Consider the following 18431-nt stretch of genomic DNA (forward strand, 5'->3'; position numbering starts at 1 on the left):
CCGGGACGTCGGCACCGGGTTCAGTCGGCGAAGGGCCGCTGCACAGGATCGATGCTCTGTTCCGCCCAGATCGTCTTGCCACTGGAGGTGGGGCGGGTGCCCCAGCGCTGGGTCAGCTGCGCGACCAGGAGGAGGCCACGGCCGCCTTCGTCGTAGGTGCGGGCACGGCGCATGTGGGGTGCCGTGTTGCTGGCGTCCGAGACCTCGCAGATGAGGCTCGTGTCGTGGATGAGGCGCAGTTGGATGGGCGGCTGGGCGTGCCGGATGGCGTTGGTGACCAGTTCGCTGACGACCAGTTCCGTGATGAAGGCCGCATCGTTCAGTCCCCAGCCCTCCAGCCGGGCCACGGCGTTCTTGCGGGCCTCGGCGACGGCGGAGGGGTCGGGGGCGACCTCCCAGGCGGCGACCCGGCCGGCGTCCAGTGCGCGGGTGCGGGCGACGAGGAGGGCGACGTCGTCGGTGGGGCGCCCGGGGAGTACCGCTCCCAGTACCGTGTCGCACAGGACGTCCAGGGATGCGGCGGGACCGGCGAGGGTCAGGCACAACCGGGAGATGCCGACGTCGATGTCGTGGTCGCGGGAGGCGACCAGGCCGTCGGTGTAGAGGGCGAGCAGGCTGCCTTCCTGCAGTTCGATCTCGACCGACTCGAAGGGAAGTCCGCCCAGGCCCAGGGGCGGTCCCGCCGGAAGGTCGAGCAGTTCCACGGTCCCGTCGGGGCTCACCACGGCCGGCGGCGGATGCCCGGCCCGGGCGAGCGTGCAGTGCCGGGAGACGGGGTCGTAGACGGCGTACAGGCAGGTCGCTCCGACGTCTCCCGCGGTTTCCGCGTCCCCGGCGGTCCGCCGCTCCGTGCCTTCCGCCTCGGTGGCCAGGCGGCCCACCAGGTCGTCGAGGTGGGTGAGCAGTTCGTCGGGGGGCAGATCGATGTCGGCCAGGGTGCGTACGGCGGTACGCAGCCGGCCCATGGTGGCGGAGGCGTGGATGCCGTGGCCCACCACGTCGCCCACGACCAGCGCCACTCTGGATCCGGACAGCGGGATGACGTCGAACCAGTCCCCGCCCACTCCGGCCCGGGCGCCGGCCGGCAGGTAGCGGGAGGCGACCTCGACGGCGGCCTGCTCGGGCAGGCTCTGCGGGAGCAGGCTGCGCTGCAGGGTGACGGCCGTGCCGCGTTCGCGGGTGTAGCGCAGGGAGTTGTCGATGCAGACGGCCGCCCGGGCCGCCAGTTCCTCGGCCAGCACCAGGTCGTCCTGCTGGAACGGGTCGGGGTGCCGGTGCCGGGCGAAGACGGCGACGCCCAGGGTGGTTCCGCGCGCCGAGAGGGGCACGGCCATCACCGAGTGGAAGCCGAACTCGCGGATCCGGGAGGTCCTGAGCGGGTCCTGGGCCACCCAGTCGGCGATCGCGGGCTCGGTCACCCGGCGCATCACGGCGCGCCCCGACCGCAGACTCTCCACCGGCGGGGAGCCGTCCGGGTACTCGTCCACCTCGCCCGGCGCCACGACCGCCTCGGGGCTCCCCGGAAACACGGACTGGTGGGCGATGCGCCGCAGCGCGAGGGAACCGGCCGCCGCCGGTATCACCGGGCCCTCCTCGTGCAGGTCGGCGAGGGACGCCAACAGGTCGACGCTGATGAAGTCCGCGAGGTCGGGGACCGCCACGTCCGCCAGTTCCTGTGCCGTCCGCGTCACGTCGAGGGTGCTGCCGATGCGCCGGCCGGCCTCCGCGATCAGCTGGAGACGGGTGCGGGCCCAGTACTGCTCCGTCATGTCGTGCCCGGTGGAGGCCACGCCCAGGACGCGGCCGTCCGGGCCCTCCAGGCGGTAGAGGTGGACCGACCAGGCGTGCTCACGGGTCTCGCCGGGGGCACGCGCGTGGTTTTCCATGTACTGCGGCTCGCCGGTCTCCAGGGCTCGCCGCATCAGCCGCTCGACCTCCGGAATCGCGGGGTCGTCAAGCACGTCCGAGAGCCGCAGTCCGCGCAGGTCGTCGTCGCTCAGGCCCAGTGCGCCGCTCGATGCCCGGTTCGACCGGCGGATGCGCAGGTCCGTGTCGTGCACCGACGTCGCGCAGAACGGGGACAGGAGGAGCCCCTGCCTCATGAGTGCGTCGTCGTCGGGGTGGGGCTGCGACCCGTGCACGGCGGAGACCAGGAGCCAGTCGTGTATCCCGTCGTCCGGCGCCCTGTGATGTGCCAGGACCCTGGCCTCGACGCGGTGGCCGTCCCGGCGCCGGAGCGCGAGCGTGCCGTGCCACCTCGGCAGTTCGGAGAGGGGCGGGAGGTCGCTCGCCGTGGGCTCCTCGGTGAGCAGTGAGGCGGCCGGCCGGCCCAGGATCTGCGCCGACGAGTACCCGAGCAGCTGCTCGGCGCCCTCGCTCCAGCCGGTCACGGTGCCGTGTTCGTCGACGGTGGCGCGCGCGGTGAGCACGCCCCGGAGGTCGTCCGGGGCGGGACTCGCTTTCCGGTCGTCGACGATACGCCGCTCCATGGCCGCTCATCTCGCTCTCGTTGAGCTCCACCTGCCCTGTTTGTGAACAGATCACCCTTTTTCACTGTATTCCATGTGTTTATTCCGACGAGCCGCGGTTGGTTCAAACCCTTGACCCGAGATATCCCGGCGCGTACGTTCCCCACGGCAGTAACCGGTTACTACCTAAATTCCGTCCGCCTGCGAGCGCGTATCGACGCGATCCTCGAAGGAGAGGTCCCTTCACGATGAGAACTGCAGGAGACCCGGGAGAGCCCGCGCTGTCACGCCGGGGCGTGCTCAAGGGCGCGGTCGTCACCGTCGGGACGGCGGCGGTGGGGCTCGGCACCACGCAGCCGGCCCACGCGGCGGACGCCCTGGCCGGCCCGGTCGGTGCGACCGCGCGCATGGGCGGCACGTCCATCACCCTGTCGCTGGTGGACGGGGCACTGCGGTGGTCCGCCAAACGCAACGGCAGGACCGTCATCGACACCTCGGCCCTCGGGCTCAGGCTGAGCGACGGAACCGTCCTCGGCAGCGACGTGACGGTGACCGGGAACCGGTACCGGACCGTCCACGACACCTGGTCCCCGGTGTACGGGCGCAACGCGACCGTCACCGACCTCTACCAGGAACAGCGCTGGCACCTCCGGGACACCGCCTCGGGCATCCGTTTCGGTGTCCAGATCCGCGCCTACAGGACCGGCGTCGCCCTGCGCTACCTCCTGCTCGACGAGGGCACCGCCACCATCGCCGACGAGCTGACGACATTCGCCTTCCCGGCCGGCACCACCGTCTACAGCGCCCGTGACGAGGACGCCTACCTCCCCGTCGCTCCCGGCTCGATCCCGGTCACCGGAACACCGAGCACGGACCAGGGCCCGTTGACCGACCTGCCGTTGACCGCCTCCCTCGCCAACGGGTTCCTCGCCTGCGTCTGTGAGTCGTCCCGGGTGGACTTCCCCCGCCTGATGCTCAGTTCGGTGGACGGGCAGCCGGACACCCTGTCGGCCTTCCTGATGGAGCACACCGCCCGCGGCACCGGACCGGTGGAGACGACGTCCACGGTCGGCACCCCCTTCGCGACGCCGTGGCGCGCGGTGGTGATCGGAGCCACGCACGCCGAACTGGTCGACAACGCCGAGCTGGTGCTCAATCTCGCCCCGCCCACCGCCCTGACCGACACCTCGTGGATCAAGCCGGGCAAGGTCTTCCGCTGCGAACTGTCCACCGCCGCCGGCCTCGCGGGCGTCGACTTCGCCGTGGCCCGCGGCATCGACTACATCGAGTACGACGCCGGCTGGTACGGGCCCGAGTTCACCACCACCGACGCGACGGCCCCGATCGCCGCCATCGACCTGCCCTCGGTCATCTCGTACGCCACCGGCAAGGGCATCGGCGTCTTCCTCTACGTCAACCGGATCGCGCTGTCCGACGCGGACGCGCTGTTCGGCCTCTACAAGAGCTGGGGCGTCGCCGGTATCAAGCTCGGCTTCATCAACGAGGGCACCCAGGCGATGACCAACCAGATCACCGGCTGGGCCGAGACAGCCGCGAAGTACCGGCTGCTGATCGACATGCACGACGACGTCCGGCCGTTCGGCTACGAGCGCACGTACCCGAACCACATCAGCCTGGAAGGCGTCCGGGGCAACGAGCAGTTCCCGACCGCCACCCACAACGTGACCCTGCCCTTCGCCCGCAACGTCGGCGGCCCGATCGACTACACGATCTGCTACGGCCAGTCGCGCAACAAGACGACCAACGCCCACCAGATGGCGATGGCCGCCGTCTACTACCAGCCGCTCAACTTCCTCTTCTGGTACGACAAGCCGTCCAAGTACGCCAACCCGGCGGGCTGGCCCGGACTGCCCTGGTTCAACTCCGTCCCCACCACCTGGGACGAGAGCAGGACCCTGGCCGGGTCGATCGGCGAGTACGTGGCCGTCGCCCGCCGCAACGGCTCCACCTGGTACCTCGGGGCGATGACCGACGAAACGGCCCGGACGCTGTCGCTCCCGCTGTCGTTCCTGGACGAGGGCACCTACACGGCGACCGTGTACGCCGACGGCACGCCGGGCACCGCCCCGTACCGGACGCCGGTCGTGGTCCGTACCGAGACCGTCACCTCGGCGACCACGCTGGACGTGGTCATGGCCGCCGCGGGCGGCCAGGCCGTCCTCCTGCGGCCGTTGACCCCGACGGAGGCGGCCTGATTGTCGGCTGGGTGCATCGTCGTAGGGCTGGGCTGCTTCAGTGATCTCCTTACGCCGGTGGGTGCGCCGAGGTTTCCGGCGCTGTGCGGCAACCGATTGACTGGCGGGACATCCGGCGCATTCCTGTGCGCCGTCCCCCATGTCCTTGCCGTTGTGAGGAGCAGTGCATGTCGCAGATCACCGACCCGGCCCCGGTGCACACGTTTCCGCGACTCGGCTGGGTCGACGATCTGCTGTTCCCGGCCCTGCGGACGGCAGTCGAGGCGCTGCCCGCGGCGGAGAGCCGAGTCGCGAGCTACCACCGGGGCTGGTGCGAGGCGGACGGCACGGAAACGCCGGCCTCGTCCGCCGGGCGGGGCAAGTCGGTGCGTCCCGCACTGACGCTGCTGTCGGCGGTCGCGGTGGGCGGACCCCCGTCGATCGCCGTGCCGGGCGCGGTGGCAGTGGAGTTGGTGCACGACTTCACGCTGATCCACGACGACGTCATCGACGGTGACGCACTGCGCCGGCACCGGCCGGCCGTCTGGTCCCTGTTCGGCACGCCGGCCGCGGTGCTCACCGGTGACGCACTGCTGGTGATGGCGATGCGCGCACTGGCCGCCGCGCCGCCCCGGCGGGCCGGCGCGGCGGTACAGGAACTCGTCGCAGCACTCCATGAGTTGATGGAGGGCCAGAGCCTCGATGTGGCGTTCGAGAAGAGACACGAGGTGTCGGTCGCGCAGTACCTGGCCATGGCGGAGGGAAAGACGGGCGCCCTGATGGGCTGCGCCTGCGCGCTGGGCGGAGTGCTGGCCGGGGCGGACTCCGCCCGGGTGCGCGGGCTGCGGGAGTTCGGGCGGCGGCTGGGCGTCGCCTTCCAGTGCGCGGACGACGTCCTGGGCATCTGGGGCCGGACGTCCCGGAGCGGCAAGCCGGTGGGCGCGGACCTGGCCGCGCGGAAGAAGTCGCTGCCCGTCGTGGCGGCCCTGGCCGGCACCGGAGCGGCCTCGGAGCGTCTGCGGGACCTGTACCGCTCGACCAGCCCCCTGGACGAGCAGGACGTCGAGGTGGCACGCCGCCTGGTGGAGGAGGCGGGCGGCAGGGACACCGCCGAGCAGGAAGCACGGCGCCAGATGACGGCCGCCCTGCGCTCGCTGTCGTTCGCGCAGCCGACGGCGGACGCCTACCGGCAACTCCACGACATCGCCCAGGCCATGACCCGGCGCGAAATCTGACGCCCCCGCCGCCGGGCCGGATCGCCGTCCGGGGACCCGGGCAGGCCCCGTGATTTCGCGCCGGGCCGTGCCGTTGTCCTGTCGGCGGCACCGCCTGACCCTCCCGGCAGCCCGTGGCCTCAGCAGTCCCTCTCCTGACGAAACACAGTGGAGCCGTGCAGGACACCGAGCACAGCGCAGCCCTTCCGAGTGACCTCCCGGCCGTCGCCGCCTACGGACTGCAGGTGATGCGCGGCGCCCACCCGGTGCTGCGGAACCTCACGTTCACCATCCCCAGGGGCTGCATCGTCGGCCTGCTCGGCCCGAGCGGCTGCGGCAAGACCACGCTGCTGCGCTGTGTGGTCGGCGTCCAACGGGCCGCCGCCGGCCACGTCCAGGTCCTCGGCCACTCCGCGGGCGCCTGGCCGTTGCGTACCCGCGTCGGCTACGTCACCCAGGCCCCGTCGGTGTACGCGGACCTGACCGTGCTGGAGAACCTGCGGTACTTCGCGGCCGCCCTCAACCTGCGGGGCTGGCAGCGAGAGGACGCCGTGGTCCGCGTGGTGAAGGAGGTGGACCTCGCCTCCTACGCCGACAAGCCGGTCGCCCGGCTGTCGGGGGGACAGTACTCGCGGGTGTCGCTCGCGGTGGCGCTGCTGAACAGACCCGACCTGCTGGTGATGGACGAACCCACGGTCGGACTCGACCCGATGGTGCGCCGCGAGCTGTGGCTCGTCTTCCAGCGGCTGGCCGAGGAAGGCACCACGCTGCTGATCTCCAGCCATGTCATGGACGAGGCCGACCGCTGCGACCGGCTGCTGCTGATGCGCGCCGGGCGGCTCCTGGCCAGTGCCGACCGGGACACCGTACTCAAGCACACCGGGTGCGCCGATGTGGAGGAGGCCTTCATGCATCTCGTCCGAGCGGCCGGCGCGGCGGAGGCGCGCGCCCGGGAGCGTGCGGTCGTCAGCGGCAGCCCGGTGCCGCACCTGCTCGACCAGGCCGGCCCGCCCGACACCGAACGGGCCTTCTTCGCCACGGACACCCTCACGTGAGCCTCACACCCCTCGCCGACCGGCTGCCCTTCTCGCCCACCATCACCGGTGCCACCGCGGTACGCGTGCTGCAGCAGACCTCCCGCGACCGCGGCAGCACCGCCCTGCTGCTGGGCATTCCGTGCATGCTCATGGTGCTGCTGAAGCTGATGTTCCACGGGGCGGAACCCACCTTCGAGCGGGTCGGTCCGCAGGTCTTCGGCATTTTCCCGGTCATCGTGATGTACCTGGTGGCGTCCGTGTCCACCCTGCGGGAACGCACCTCCGGCACCGCCGAACGGCTGCTGACCATGCCGGTACGGCGCCTCGACATCGTGCTCGGCTACAGCCTCGCCTTCGCGTTCCTGGCGCTCGTCCAGGCGGTGTTGTCCACTTTGCTGTCCGTCGGCCCGCTCGGTCTGGACATCAAGGGGCCCGCCTACCTGCTGATGGTCATCGCCATGCTCGGCGCCCTGCTCGGCCTGGCGCTGGGCCTGCTGGTCAGCGCCTTCGCCCGTAACGAGTTCCAGGCCGTGCAGTTCCTGCCCGCCGGTGTGCTGCCGCAGTTCCTGGTCTGCGGCCTGTTCGTGCCCCGCGACGACATGCACGGCGCCCTGTCCGCCGTGGCCAAGGTGATGCCGATGACCTACGCCGTCCAGGCCGCGGGCGAGGCCGCCACCCACACCGCCGTCACCGGGGTGTTCGTGCGGGACGCGCTGTTGATCCTGGGGTGCGTGGTCCTGGTCCTCGTCGCCAGCGCCGCCACGCTCAAGCGCTGACACGACGATGAGGGCCGTCCGACGACGGCCCTCATCATCCGCGTCCCGCCTGCCGGACCCCTAGGGCCTGTCCGGCGGATCAAGTCGCAGGACATCCGCGGCGCCTCGTCGACGCAGGTGAGCGGGGCCTGGTGCGTCGAGCTGCGAGGCGGAGGAGGGCGTCGACGCGATGGGGGTCCCCCCGCTCGAGCGAGGTCGAGAGTGGGGGAGTCGGCAACCGACGACAACGCCGCAGATCGGCGTGCCAGGCCCCGCGTCTGCGGCATGATCCGCCGGACAGGCCCTAGTGGCCCATGCCCCAGGAGAAACCGCCGGAGATGCTGCCGGACCTCGGGATCTCGAAGGGGCCGAAGTGCAGCGGCTGCTGGTGGCGGCCACCGAACCCGTCCGGGCCGGGCGAGCCGAAAGCCGGGGCCGGGACTGCCGTGGCACTCGCGGCCGCGGTCCCGCCCGCCGTCAGCGCCAACGCGGCCAGCGACACCACAGCGACACGGCGAAGCAGCAACGACATGACAAACCTCCACACGGAATGACCGAAGAAAGGGAGAAGGGGGCGAAGACAACCCTAGCCAACACGGCCCTCCGCAGAACACCGAGAAAGGCGGCATTCCCCCGAACGAAGAGGCAAAAGCAAGAACCGAAAAACACCTCCCCACACGAATCCACGGCCCCCCGGCCGAACGGGGGAAATCCGATGACGAAGGAAGGCGAAGAGAATATGACCGGGATGCGGCACATGACACGCGCCGCCCTGTACGCCGCTCTCGCGCTGGTGGCCGCCACCATGACACCGGCCTGGGCCGGCCCGCCCGTGCCCGAACCGCCGCCCCACTACCAGGCACCCTTGTGGCCGACCCCGACGCCCGGCCACTGGCAGGTTGCGTCGGCCGGCGGCCCTTCCGCCCACTCCGGCCACCGCCCGTCCGCGGCCCGGCCCGAGCCGTCACGCCCCGGCGCCGCCACCGAGAACCAGCTGGTCACCGCCGTCAACGAGCGCCGCGAGCAAGCCGGCTGCCCGACGGTACGCCTGCACTCCGCCCTCAACCGGGCCGCGCGCGCCCACAGCCTGTACATGGCCCGGCAGCACCGGCTCACCCACGTCGGCGCCGGCGGCAGTTCCTCCCGCGACCGGATGCGGGCGGCCGGGTACGACGCCGACTCCGCCGCCGAGACCGTCACCGCCGGTGCTGACGACACGCAGGCCGCCGTCGACGCGTGGATGGGCAGCCCTCCGCACCGGGCGATCCTCCTCACCTGCCGTTACACCCACGCGGGCGTCGGCGTGGCCGCGGGCTCCGGCGGGCCCTGGTGGACCTTGGACCTGGCCTCAGGCCACTGACGCGGTGACAGCCGCGGCCGGGTGGGCAGGGCCCGTCACGCGAGGTCCGTGTCCCACCACCAGGCGATGCCCGGCGCGCCCTCCACCGGACCCGGCCGCGGGTCGGAGGGCCTGTCCGCCCACACCAGCGCCACGTCCTCCGTCTCGTCCGGCCAGTGCCCCGGGCTCAGGTACCGCGGGACCCGCAGCCCCCACTCGTTGTTGCCGCGGATGCCGTACCTCAGGCCCTGCAGGTAGGTGGCGAGCCCGGTGCCGGCCGTCGGCCGGACGCGGTCGTGCAGGTGCAGGAACCGCTGCAGGACGCGGTCACGCAGACCGGCCGCCGCCTCCACGGCCTGGTGGAGACCGAGGGACCGCTCCTGCATGAGCACGGTGTAGACGTTCTGGTCGGCCTCTTTGCCGGCCAGCTCCTTGTGCAGGGAGTGCCGGTCGTTGTCCAGAGCGGCCACGCAGATGGCCATCTCGGTCAGCGCGCGCACCGCCGGCCGGTGCAGCTCCCGGTCGGCGACCTCCACTCCCGTCGCCAGTTCCAGCAGCGCGAAGGTCGGCTCGCCGCCCGATGACAACAGCCGCATCGCCAGGAAGTCGTCCAGGCCGGGCATACGGCCGACCGCCTGATTCCCGATCTGCCAGGCCACCCCCGAAAGCCACGCCCGGTGCGCGTGCACGAACCGGCTCACCTGGGTGGGCGGCGCGAACGAGCGGAAGCGGCCCACGATGTCCTGCAGGGCGGCGACGAAGCGGTCCTCGCCCCGCGCCGAGTGCGCCTCGCAGGCCCGCTGCACCTGACCGGCCAGTGCGTTGAACTGCGCGGGGCGACTGCTCAGCGGCCCGCTGTCGCAGCGGGCGTCGTCGAACGCGAAGCCCCAGTACACCCACAGGGCCGCCGCGAGCAGCCGGTCGTCGTCGGCGGCGACCGGGGCGAACCGGGCGAAGAAGTCGGCGCTGTGCGTGGCCACCACCCACGCTTGCTCCCGTGGGGTGGCACACATGCCGCTGCCGCCGATCCACTCGACGGCCCGCTTCTCGATCCGCCGTACATGAGGATGCACGGCGGATTCCAGCGGACAGAAAATCGGCGGCAATTGCAGATCGGATACGCGGGACGTCACGGCAGAACACACCTTCCGAAAAGGAGACGGGGGCTGCCACGATCATGCGAAACGGGCCGATCCGAATGCGACAGACCATGCCAGACGATTGTCGGGTGCCAATCGAAAGGGTTGCATTCCTGCCGTTGTTGACCTTGTCGGTAAAAGGCTCAGGAGCCGTCCGGCTGGCAATGCGGGCACCACACCGTGGTGCGGCTCGCCAGCCGGGAACGGTTGAGAGGTGTGCCGCAGCGGGGGCAGGCCGGGGCGGGGTCGTCGCGGTGGCCGGTGAGCCAGGAGTCGCGTGGCGGAACGCGGCCCGCGGTGACCGCTGAGCGCAGCGTGCGGCGCATGTGGGTGTAGAGGCGGCGGCGTTCGGGCTCGGTGAGGGCGTTCGCCCGCCCGGTGGGACTCAGCCCGGCGCGCCACAGGATCTCGTCGGCGAGCAGATTGCCGAGCCCGGCCACGACGGACTGGTCGGTGAGGACGGTCTTGACGCGGCCGCGGTGGGAAGCGAGCGCGGTCTCGAACTCCTCGCGGTCCACCGCCATCGCGTCGGGGCCCTGCCCGTCCAGCAGTCGTACGACGTCGGAGTCGTCGTCGGCCAGCCAGAGTCCCCGGAGCTTGCGCTGGTCGCGGTAACGGAGTTGGCGGTCGCCCTCCAGGGTGAACAGGACGCGGTCGTGGGCCTCGATCTCGTCGCCCGGACGGCCGCAGACGAGCAGGCCGGTCATGCCGAAGTGCAGCATGACGGTGAGGCCGTCGTCGGTGTGGGCGAGCAGCCACTTCCCGTGCCGCTCCGGCCTGCCGAACCGCCGGCCCTCCAGCGCGTGGCGCAGCCGTCGCACGCTCACCTCGTGCAGGACGCCCGCGTCGCGTACGTCGACGCGCTGGATGAGCCTTCCCTTGGCGCAGGACTCGAGCACCTTGCGGAATTCCTCGACGTCGGGCAGCTCAGGCATGGGACAGGTCCTCTCTCCCCTCCCTCAAGCCATGGTCGCTCGCGGCGGACCGAGGTGCCTGTCGCCGGGGAGCGGGAAGACCGGCACCCTGCGTCGGCGTCGCAGGGTGCCGACTCACCGGTGTGTCACCAGGCCAGGGCGTCGGCCATGGTCGACTGCCAGTACGAGACGCCGATCGAGTCGTCGACGTACACGCCCTTCGCGGGGAGTGACGGGCGGGCGGTGCCCGCGCCGTTGCCGAGGGAGACCGTGAGGGACGTGGCGGTGTAGCCGTTGGAGCCGCTGCCGTCCGCGGCCGCGAGGAGGACGCTCGCGTAGCCGGACTCGCCGGGGGCCAGTGTGACGACCGCCTGCGGCTTGGAGTCCTCGAAGGCCGGCGGGACGGACTGGGCCTCGCCGAACCGGACGACGGGGTAGCCGGTGAGGTTGCAGTTCTTCGAGCCGGTGTTGGTGACGGTGAGGAGGAGGTGGTTCAGGGGACGGGAGACCACCGTGGCGGTCGTCCGGGTGGCGGTGCTGGAGCAGGCGACGGGGACGGACGCCGAGTCCTTCGAACCCGAGGTGCCCGAGTTGCCCGAGTTGCCGGAGGAACCCGCGGTGCCCTGGGAACCCGAGGAGCCCGAGCTCCCGGAACCCGACGTGCCCGTGGAACCGGTCGTACCGCCCGCACCGCCGGCCGAGCCCGCGGCGTCGGTCTGTCCCGCCCCCGTGGACGTTCCGCCGCTCGCCTTGGGCGACGGCGTCTTGGAGGCCGCCGGCGCCGACGTGGACGCGGAGCCCGCCGACGCCCCCTCGTCGTGGACGCCTTCTCCGTTGTTGCACCCCGTCAGGGTCAGCGTGGCGATGGTGATCGCGGCGGCGAGCATCTGGACGCGGGTGGTGCGTGCGGACATGAGTGAATCCCCCTGGTGTGTACGGGTGTTGCGGGCCGCTCGACCGGGTGCCGGGAGCGGCGTGCTTGGATGGCCCAAGCTTGTGCGGTGATCCGTCCCGGCCGCCACGACTGCCGGGGCATACGGGACGCTGGAACGCTTGCAATGGCTCTGACCTGGGGGAATGACCTGCCCCTGGAACGGGGTCCCGGGACGTGGGGAGTGGGAGGAACGGTGGCGGGGGACGAGTTCTCGGCGCTGTTGGGGCAGTTGAAGGAGCGGTCCGGGCTCAGTTACGGGGTGCTCGGGAAGCGGCTGCACACGAGTGCGTCCACGCTCCACCGATACGTCAACGGGGACGCCGTACCGACGGACTACGCGCCCGTGGAGCGGTTCGCGCGGGTCTGCAGGGCGACACCCGAGGAGCTGGTGGAGCTGCACCGGCGGTGGGTCCTCGCGGATGCCCGGCGAGGGCAGAAGGCGGACGGGGGCGCTGCGGAGGAGCCGCGGACGGTGCCGACGGCGGCGGGGGACGGGACCCCGGCGGCGGCGGACGAGGCCGTGCCCGAGGTCGAGCGGCGGGCTCCGGCCAAGACGCCCGTGGCGCGGCGGCGTGCCGCCGTCCTCGTCGGTGCCGCCGTTGCGGCCGCCCTCGTGTCGGCCGCGCTCGTGGCGCAGCTCGTGCCCGGCACGGGCGACGACGACCAGGGCGGGAAGAAGTCCGTGGGCTCCGCCTCCGAGTCCGTCGACGACAGTCCCGCCCCTTCCGAGTCGGCGGGCAGGAAGGACAGGTCGGCCTCGCCGTCCGCCTCGCGCAGCGGCAGTCCCACGGCTTCCGCCTCCGCCTCTGCCTCCGCCTCCGCCTCCCGGAGCGGTGCGGCGGCCGGGGCGGCCCAGGGGGGCGGTGCCGAGGACGGGGCCACCGCGCCCGCCGTCGCGGTCGATCCGTACAAGTGGGAAGGGCCGTGCAGCCAGCACTACCTCGTCGACAAGAAGCCCGAACAGGTGCCTCCGCCGCCGGGCGAACCCGACGCGCGCGGATGGGTCACCGCGCTCGGCGGGGTCGCCGGCGGGCGGCAGATGCTCGCGGTGACCGTGCAGGGCACCGGGAAGGCCACCGTCGTCCTGGATGAACTGCATGTGCGGGTGGTGGAGAAGAGCGCGCCGCTCTCCTGGAACGACTTCGCGATGGGCGTCGGGTGCGGTGGCGGCGTGGACACGGCGGCGTTCGGTGTGGACCTCGACGCCGGGCGGCCCGCGGTCTCCCCCAAGGCCGGGCAGCGGGACTTCCCGTACAAGGTGAGTGAGTCCGATCCCGAGGTCTTCCACATCTTCGCGGACGCGCGGGCGCACAACGTGAGCTGGTACCTGGAGCTGGAATGGTCCAGCGGCGGCAAGCAGGGCACCCTGCGCATCGACGACCGGGGCAACCCCTTCCGCACGAGCGGCAACGTGGGACGGCCCGCGTACAACTATCCGCTCGGTGACTCCGAGTGGACGCGGGACGAGTGGAGTCCCCACGTTCCCGGCTGAGTGCCCGGCGGGCGGCGGACGAGGCCCGCTACGGCCTTGTCTCTGACGGGCACCTCCTGAAGCACGCGAGAAGACCCGGGCCCGAGACCCGGGTCTTCTCGTCATGTGCGGAGGTGATCAGTCGTCAGGCTCAGCCGTACAGGGCCACCCGCGGGTGCACCGTGCCCTCGGCGGCCGGGTCGAGGACGGTGAGGCGGTAGTGCTCGGTGAGGGTGTCGCCCGCGTGCAGCGTGCGCTGTGCGGTCGAGAGGTCGGTGTACAGCGTGCCGGTCTGGCTGCCGAGCTGGACGGCTTCCCAGCAGCCGGTCGCGGTGCGGCGCTCGACCCTTACGTCCGAGGGCTCCAGGAAGGGCCCCGCGTCCGGTGATTCCACCAGGAGCTGCGGGGCGACGACCTGGTCCACCGAGGAGTCGTTGCGGTAGGTGACCGTGAACCTGTGCTTACGGCTGTCGGCCGGGAGGGGGCTCGTGGGCAGGTCGACGAAGCCCGTGAGTACGGCGGGCGCCTGCTCGGGCAGGGCCGTGGACACGGCCGCGGGGGCCTGCTGGGCGGCTGCGGCGGCGGGCCCGGCCGCGGCCAGACCGGCCACGGCCACGACGAGGGCCACGAGAGCGACCCTGAGACGACTGTTCTTCGACGACACGTTCGCTGATCCTTCGGATTCGCTTGAGTGAACTGGACCGCATCGTAGGCCGCGGTCGGCACCCGGCGGATCGGCCGTACGGACGATACGGACGGTAGGAGAACCTGCGCCAACTGGGCGCCCGAGAGCGGGAGATGAAGACTTCCTCACCTCTCGTGGATGTTTCGTGGATACCCCCCGGTAGGGGTCCTCGGGCGTCAACTGCCGCCATATGGACTGATAGCTTCCGCTTCACCGGCCCGGGGGAACCATCAAAGCCGGTACCAGACCTTGACAAGTGAACCCGGACGGAATGCCTTGCGCACTTCTCGTGAAACTGCAGGAGGAAGGCACCGCTGGCGGGTGCCGAAGAGCCGACGCGGTCGAATACTCGCGGCCGGCGCGACATCCGTGGTGGCGATGGCGCTCGTCGCCCCGCTGGCGTCGGCGGCCTTCACCGACCCCTCCTCCCCGACCGGCACCACGCCACCGCCGGACCGGGTGACCGACACCTCCCGACTGCCCTCGGGATGGCGGCAGTCCGACGACCGCATCGTCACGTACGACGGAGACGGCACCGGACTGCACGTACTGGTCGCCGACGCCGCGCACGCCTACGCCTGGCGCACCGCGGCCACCCTGTCCGAGCCGGGCATCGACACCGACCAGTGGATCGGGCAGAACTGTGTGACCGCGTCGGGCGACCGCGCCGTGGTGGTCTACGCGCCCCGGCAGGCGATCAACGATCAGCAGGGCTTCCAGCAGGGCGCCTTCGCGGCCGTGGTCGACCTGGCCGACGGCACCGTGACCAAGCTGCCGCAACTGGTCTCCCTCGCCTACTTCAACCCCGGCTGCGGGGACGGCGAGCAGGCCGTGCTCTCCAGGCCGCAGGGCGAGGGCACCCAACTGCTCACCGTCGACGCACGGCAGGGGAAACTGACGCGTCAGCAGACCGTCCCCGGCCAGCTGACCTCCGCCGTGCCCTTCGGCACCGGCATCGCGGCGGCCAACGGCACCTCGGTGGTCTCGGTGAACCGTGAGGGAGACGTCCACACCCTGGCCCGTACGGCGGGAACACCCTTCCGGCTGGTGCCGGACGCACACGGCGGCCTCGCCTACCAGGCCCCGGCCGCCGGGAAGAAGGTGCAGGTCCGCCGGGTCACGGAGGGCGGCTCCGACCGGCTGCTCGGCTCCGGCGCGCTCGGCTCACTGGCGGTGCACGGCACCGGCGGCCGCGTCTTCGTCACCGGGACGGACGCCCAGGACGACATCCGGGGCTCCGCACTCCCGGAGAACTCTGCGAAGGACTCTCCGCAGGACTCTCCGCAGAACTCGACGGAGAACGCTCCCCAGAGCTGGCCGAAGGGCTGGAAGGTCCTCGACGTCCCGGCCTCGTCCGAGGTGTCCACCACCGGCGCTCTCGCCCTGACCGGTGTCGGCAACGGCGCGGAGGCGGCCGGCGGCAAGGGCGTCGGCAGGGCCCTCGCCGCGGGCACCGCCCAGCCGGTCGGCATCAACGCCCTGGCCCCGGGCACCGGCGCCACCTTCGACTTCCGGGTGAAGCCCAAGGCGCCCCAGCAGGGGCAGGGCACCGAGCAGTCCCCGGCCCTGGCCGCCCTCACCACCGCGGTCAGCGGCGAGAGCCCGTCGGCCGGGATGCACACCGACAGCCTCGACAGTGCGTCCACCGGCATGCGCACGAACAGCCTGAGCAGCCCCTCGGCCGGCATGCGGCTCGACAGCGTCGACGACGACCCGGAGCACACCACCACCGACCCGGACCGTACCTGCGCCGTCACCCGCAACGACCCCGGCCTCCAGGCGCTCCAGCCGTCACCGGCCATGGTCGAATGGGCGACGGACCTCGCCGTACAGGGCAAGCTCGACGTCCGCCGCCGCAGCGGATGGAACGGCACGGACCTCTCGTCGTACACCCCCCAGGGGATGTTCCCGCCCGTCGAGCTCAAGGGCGGTGGCCGGGTGCCCGCGCAGATCATGCTCGGCGTGCTCACCCAGGAGTCCAACCTCGTACAGGCCACCTCCCGGGCGGCCGCCGGCGAGAGCGGCAACTTCATCCAGGGCGGCTACTACGGCAACGGCGGCAGCGTCCACACCGTCGACTGGTCGGCTGTGGACTGCGGTTACGGCATCTCCCAGGTGACCAGCGGAATGGCCCGCTCGGACACCACCTACACCGCCGAGCAGCAGAAGGCGATCACCGTCGACTACGCGGCCAACATCGCCGCCGGTCTGCAGATCCTCCAGGGCAAGTGGAACCAGCTGTACACGCACGGCATCCTCGCCAACGGCGGTGACCCGCAGTACCTGGAGAACTGGTGGTACGCCCTGTGGGCGTACAACAGCGGCTTCAACGAGCCGAGCGCGTCGGACGCCACCGCCCCCTGGGGCCTGGGCTGGTTCAACAACCCGGCCAACGGCCTCTACCCGCCGGACCGGAAGATGTTCCTGTCCTCCGGCTACGACGACGCCCGTAACCCGAATCTGTGGACCTACCCCGAGCGGGTCCTGGGCTGGGCCGCGTACTCCCAGCAGAAGACCGACCCGGCGACCGGCGCGTCCGGTGCGGCCTTCACCGTCGGCGACTGGCCCGCCGGCGCACCGGACGCCGAACCGCCGCACGACACCTTCTGCAAGCCCGCCGACAACGAGTGCGACACCTCCAAGCCGCACAAGGTCGAAGGCTCGAGCCAGCCCGAAGGCCCCTGCCAGCGCGACGACTTCAAGTGCTGGTGGCACCAGTCGTCGACCTGGACGGACTGCACCACCACGTGCGGCACCGAGGTCCTGGCCTACCAGGCGACCGACCCCGAACCGAAGGCCACGTCACCCCGTCCGGCGTCCTGCACCTCGACCCTCCCGGCGAACGCGCTGATCGTCGACGACGTGCCGAACACGGTGAAGTTCCGGGTGGGCGCCACCAACCCCTGCGCCGACCAGAAGAACTGGACCAGCCGGGGCACCCTGACGTTCACCTTCGGCTCCGCGGTGCAGAACGGCGCGACCGTCTACCCCTCGAAGATCGACTTCCATCAGCTCGGTTCCGGCTTCGGCGGTCACTTCTGGTTCACCCACACCCGGGTGCCGACCTTCACCGACTCGGTCGTCACCGGCACCTGGACGCCCGACCGGTCGATCAAGGGCTGGGCGCGGGTCATGGTCCACCTGCCCGACCACGAGGCCAACACCGGCCAGGCGACCTACCGCATCGACCTCGGTGACGGCACGGTCGTGGACAAGACGATCTCCCAGGACACCGGCGGCAAGAACGCCTGGGTCTCCCTGGACTCGTACGAGTTCCACGGCACCCCGAGCGTCTCCCTGAGCTCGGACACGGCCGACGGCACCGGCGACGACTCGATCGCCTGGGACGCCCTGGCCTTCGAGCCCCTGCCGGGCAAGCCCTCGGACGCCGCGACGGCGTCCCCGTCTCCGCAGAAGTAGCAGCAGTAGTAGGAGAAAAGCCCCCAGGCCTCATCGGCCTGGGGGCTTTCTCCTGTTGTCTGCTGCCATCTGCTGTTATCTGCTGTTGCGATGCGGGCCCAACTCCTGAAGAACATCACCGAGTTGGTCAGGGGTGAGGGCCGGGCCGGGAAGGGGCCGTGAGGCCGTCGGCGAGGTCTGCAGGCCGGCGAGGAGCAGGGCCAGGGGGCGACGCCAGGCGTCGGAGGCCGTCGCGGTCGCCAGGGCCGGAACGGCGCGGCCGAGGGCCGCGAGGGCGAACAGGACGTCCTCGACGGTGACGTCGGCGCGAACCGTGCCCTCGTCGCGGCCGCGCCGCAGCAGGAGCTCCACCGTCTCCCGGTTGTGGACGTGCACGGCCTGCAGCGCGTCCACGCCCTCCAGCCGGGTGGTCATGAGGTCGTTGGTGCCGCGGTCGGCGGCCAGCGTGGTGAAGACGGCCTGGAGGTACGCGTTCAGGCCCTCCCACGCGTCCGACGCGGTCCGGGCCTGCTCACCCGCGGTCATCGTGTCCGTCAGCACATCGCGGAAGGCGGCGTCGATGAGGGCGGCGCGAGTGGGGAAGTGCCGATAGAGCGTCGCGTTTCCGACGCCCGCCCGGCGGGCGATCACGTCCAGCGGCGCTTCGAGTCCCTGCTCGGCGAACACCTCCTGTGCCGCGGCCACCAGGAGTTCCCAGCTGCGCCGCGCGTCGCGTCGCCGTGGGGGCGTCGCACGGTGTCCTTCGACGGTCATCATCCCTCCACACGAGGCCGGGAATCCACGAGGCCGGGAATCCACGAGGCCGGGAATCCCGGAAGTGGGGAGCACTCCCCGGCGGCGATGTTATCGTCTGAATCCGA

The 18431-nt window shown here is 71.6% G+C and carries 14 protein-coding genes; 7 read left to right on the forward strand and 7 right to left on the reverse strand.

All coding sequences use genetic code 11. The annotated features are described in order from the left end of the window. Nucleotides 1–20 precede the first annotated feature (20 nt). Nucleotides 21–2489: a SpoIIE family protein phosphatase gene (locus KUM49_RS45735; protein WP_217242907.1), complete on the reverse strand. Its 2469-nt coding sequence runs from the start codon at nucleotides 2487–2489 to the stop codon at nucleotides 21–23. A gap of 227 nt (nucleotides 2490–2716) precedes the next feature. On the opposite strand from KUM49_RS45735, the gene KUM49_RS45740 reads away from it, so the two are divergent. The 4 genes from KUM49_RS45740 (at nucleotide 2717) to KUM49_RS45755 (ending at nucleotide 7690) form a co-directional block, all read left to right on the forward strand. Then, nucleotides 2717–4684, forward strand: coding sequence for a glycoside hydrolase family 97 protein (locus KUM49_RS45740; RefSeq protein WP_217242908.1), 1968 nt, complete (start codon nucleotides 2717–2719; stop codon nucleotides 4682–4684). A 167-nt stretch (nucleotides 4685–4851) separates the two neighbouring features. After that, the gene (locus KUM49_RS45745; protein WP_217242909.1) at nucleotides 4852–5898 is read left to right on the forward strand and encodes a polyprenyl synthetase family protein; all 1047 of its coding nucleotides are present in this window, start codon (nucleotides 4852–4854) and stop codon (nucleotides 5896–5898) included. Nucleotides 5899–6125: 227 nt separating this feature from the next. After that, nucleotides 6126–6932 (forward strand): ABC transporter ATP-binding protein, encoded by an 807-nt coding sequence (locus tag KUM49_RS45750; RefSeq protein ID WP_217243040.1) that lies wholly within the window; start codon nucleotides 6126–6128, stop codon nucleotides 6930–6932. Further along, nucleotides 6929–7690 (forward strand): ABC transporter permease, encoded by a 762-nt coding sequence (locus tag KUM49_RS45755; protein WP_217242910.1) that lies wholly within the window; start codon nucleotides 6929–6931, stop codon nucleotides 7688–7690. The genes KUM49_RS45750 and KUM49_RS45755 overlap by 4 nt, the downstream gene beginning before the upstream one ends. Nucleotides 7691–7973: 283 nt before the next feature. Here KUM49_RS45755 and KUM49_RS45760 read toward each other — a convergent pair whose 3' ends face one another. Further along, nucleotides 7974–8201, reverse strand: coding sequence for a hypothetical protein (locus KUM49_RS45760; protein WP_217242911.1), 228 nt, complete (start codon nucleotides 8199–8201; stop codon nucleotides 7974–7976). A gap of 225 nt (nucleotides 8202–8426) precedes the next feature. Here KUM49_RS45760 and KUM49_RS45765 point away from each other — a divergent pair, with 225 nt between their 5' ends. After that, nucleotides 8427–9029: a CAP domain-containing protein gene (locus KUM49_RS45765; protein ID WP_217242912.1), complete on the forward strand. Its 603-nt coding sequence runs from the start codon at nucleotides 8427–8429 to the stop codon at nucleotides 9027–9029. Nucleotides 9030–9064: 35 nt separating this feature from the next. Here the strand turns inward: KUM49_RS45765 and KUM49_RS45770 are convergent, their stop codons facing one another. The 3 genes from KUM49_RS45770 to KUM49_RS45780 all read right to left on the reverse strand — a co-directional run bounded on the left by KUM49_RS45770 (nucleotide 9065) and on the right by KUM49_RS45780 (nucleotide 11975). Continuing rightward, on the reverse strand, nucleotides 9065–10081 hold the full coding sequence (locus KUM49_RS45770) for a hypothetical protein (protein WP_217242913.1): 1017 nt from the start codon (nucleotides 10079–10081) through the stop codon (nucleotides 9065–9067). 209 nt (nucleotides 10082–10290) lie between these two features. After that, nucleotides 10291–11082, reverse strand: a complete 792-nt coding sequence (locus KUM49_RS45775) for an Fpg/Nei family DNA glycosylase (protein WP_217242914.1) — start codon at nucleotides 11080–11082, stop codon at nucleotides 10291–10293. 125 nt (nucleotides 11083–11207) lie between these two features. Further along, complete coding sequence (locus KUM49_RS45780) at nucleotides 11208–11975, reverse strand: DUF4232 domain-containing protein (RefSeq protein ID WP_217242915.1); 768 nt, start codon at nucleotides 11973–11975, stop codon at nucleotides 11208–11210. Between the two features lie 213 nt (nucleotides 11976–12188). Here KUM49_RS45780 and KUM49_RS45785 point away from each other — a divergent pair, with 213 nt between their 5' ends. Then, the gene (locus tag KUM49_RS45785) at nucleotides 12189–13487 is read left to right on the forward strand and encodes a helix-turn-helix transcriptional regulator (RefSeq protein WP_308407020.1); all 1299 of its coding nucleotides are present in this window, start codon (nucleotides 12189–12191) and stop codon (nucleotides 13485–13487) included. A gap of 130 nt (nucleotides 13488–13617) precedes the next feature. Here the strand turns inward: KUM49_RS45785 and KUM49_RS45790 are convergent, their stop codons facing one another. After that, on the reverse strand, nucleotides 13618–14130 hold the full coding sequence (locus tag KUM49_RS45790; protein WP_217242917.1) for a hypothetical protein: 513 nt from the start codon (nucleotides 14128–14130) through the stop codon (nucleotides 13618–13620). Nucleotides 14131–14529: 399 nt separating this feature from the next. Here KUM49_RS45790 and KUM49_RS45795 point away from each other — a divergent pair, with 399 nt between their 5' ends. After that, a complete protein-coding gene (locus tag KUM49_RS45795; RefSeq protein WP_217243041.1) occupies nucleotides 14530–17571 on the forward strand; it encodes a hypothetical protein in 3042 nt (1013 codons plus the stop codon). A gap of 75 nt (nucleotides 17572–17646) precedes the next feature. On the opposite strand, the gene KUM49_RS45800 is transcribed toward KUM49_RS45795, so the two are convergent. Next, entirely contained in the window at nucleotides 17647–18324 is a 678-nt protein-coding gene (locus tag KUM49_RS45800) for a TetR/AcrR family transcriptional regulator (protein WP_217242918.1), read from the reverse strand. Between the last annotated feature and the right edge of the window lie 107 nt (nucleotides 18325–18431).

Origin of the sequence: Streptomyces sp. AC555_RSS877 (assembly GCF_019049245.1) — a bacterium.
Lineage (GTDB): Bacteria > Actinomycetota > Actinomycetes > Streptomycetales > Streptomycetaceae > Streptomyces.

Coding starts and splice junctions, on each gene's coding strand:
- KUM49_RS45735 (WP_217242907.1), bottom strand. CDS start 2,489: ATGGAGCGGCGTATCGTCGACGACCGGAAAGCGAGTCCCGCCCCGGAC.
- KUM49_RS45740 (WP_217242908.1), top strand. CDS start 2,717: ATGAGAACTGCAGGAGACCCGGGAGAGCCCGCGCTGTCACGCCGGGGC.
- KUM49_RS45745 (WP_217242909.1), top strand. CDS start 4,852: ATGTCGCAGATCACCGACCCGGCCCCGGTGCACACGTTTCCGCGACTC.
- KUM49_RS45750 (WP_217243040.1), top strand. CDS start 6,126: ATGCGCGGCGCCCACCCGGTGCTGCGGAACCTCACGTTCACCATCCCC.
- KUM49_RS45760 (WP_217242911.1), bottom strand. CDS start 8,201: ATGTCGTTGCTGCTTCGCCGTGTCGCTGTGGTGTCGCTGGCCGCGTTG.
- KUM49_RS45765 (WP_217242912.1), top strand. CDS start 8,427: ATGACACGCGCCGCCCTGTACGCCGCTCTCGCGCTGGTGGCCGCCACC.
- KUM49_RS45775 (WP_217242914.1), bottom strand. CDS start 11,082: ATGCCTGAGCTGCCCGACGTCGAGGAATTCCGCAAGGTGCTCGAGTCC.
- KUM49_RS45780 (WP_217242915.1), bottom strand. CDS start 11,975: ATGTCCGCACGCACCACCCGCGTCCAGATGCTCGCCGCCGCGATCACC.
- KUM49_RS45795 (WP_217243041.1), top strand. CDS start 14,530: ATGGCGCTCGTCGCCCCGCTGGCGTCGGCGGCCTTCACCGACCCCTCC.
- KUM49_RS45800 (WP_217242918.1), bottom strand. CDS start 18,324: ATGACCGTCGAAGGACACCGTGCGACGCCCCCACGGCGACGCGACGCG.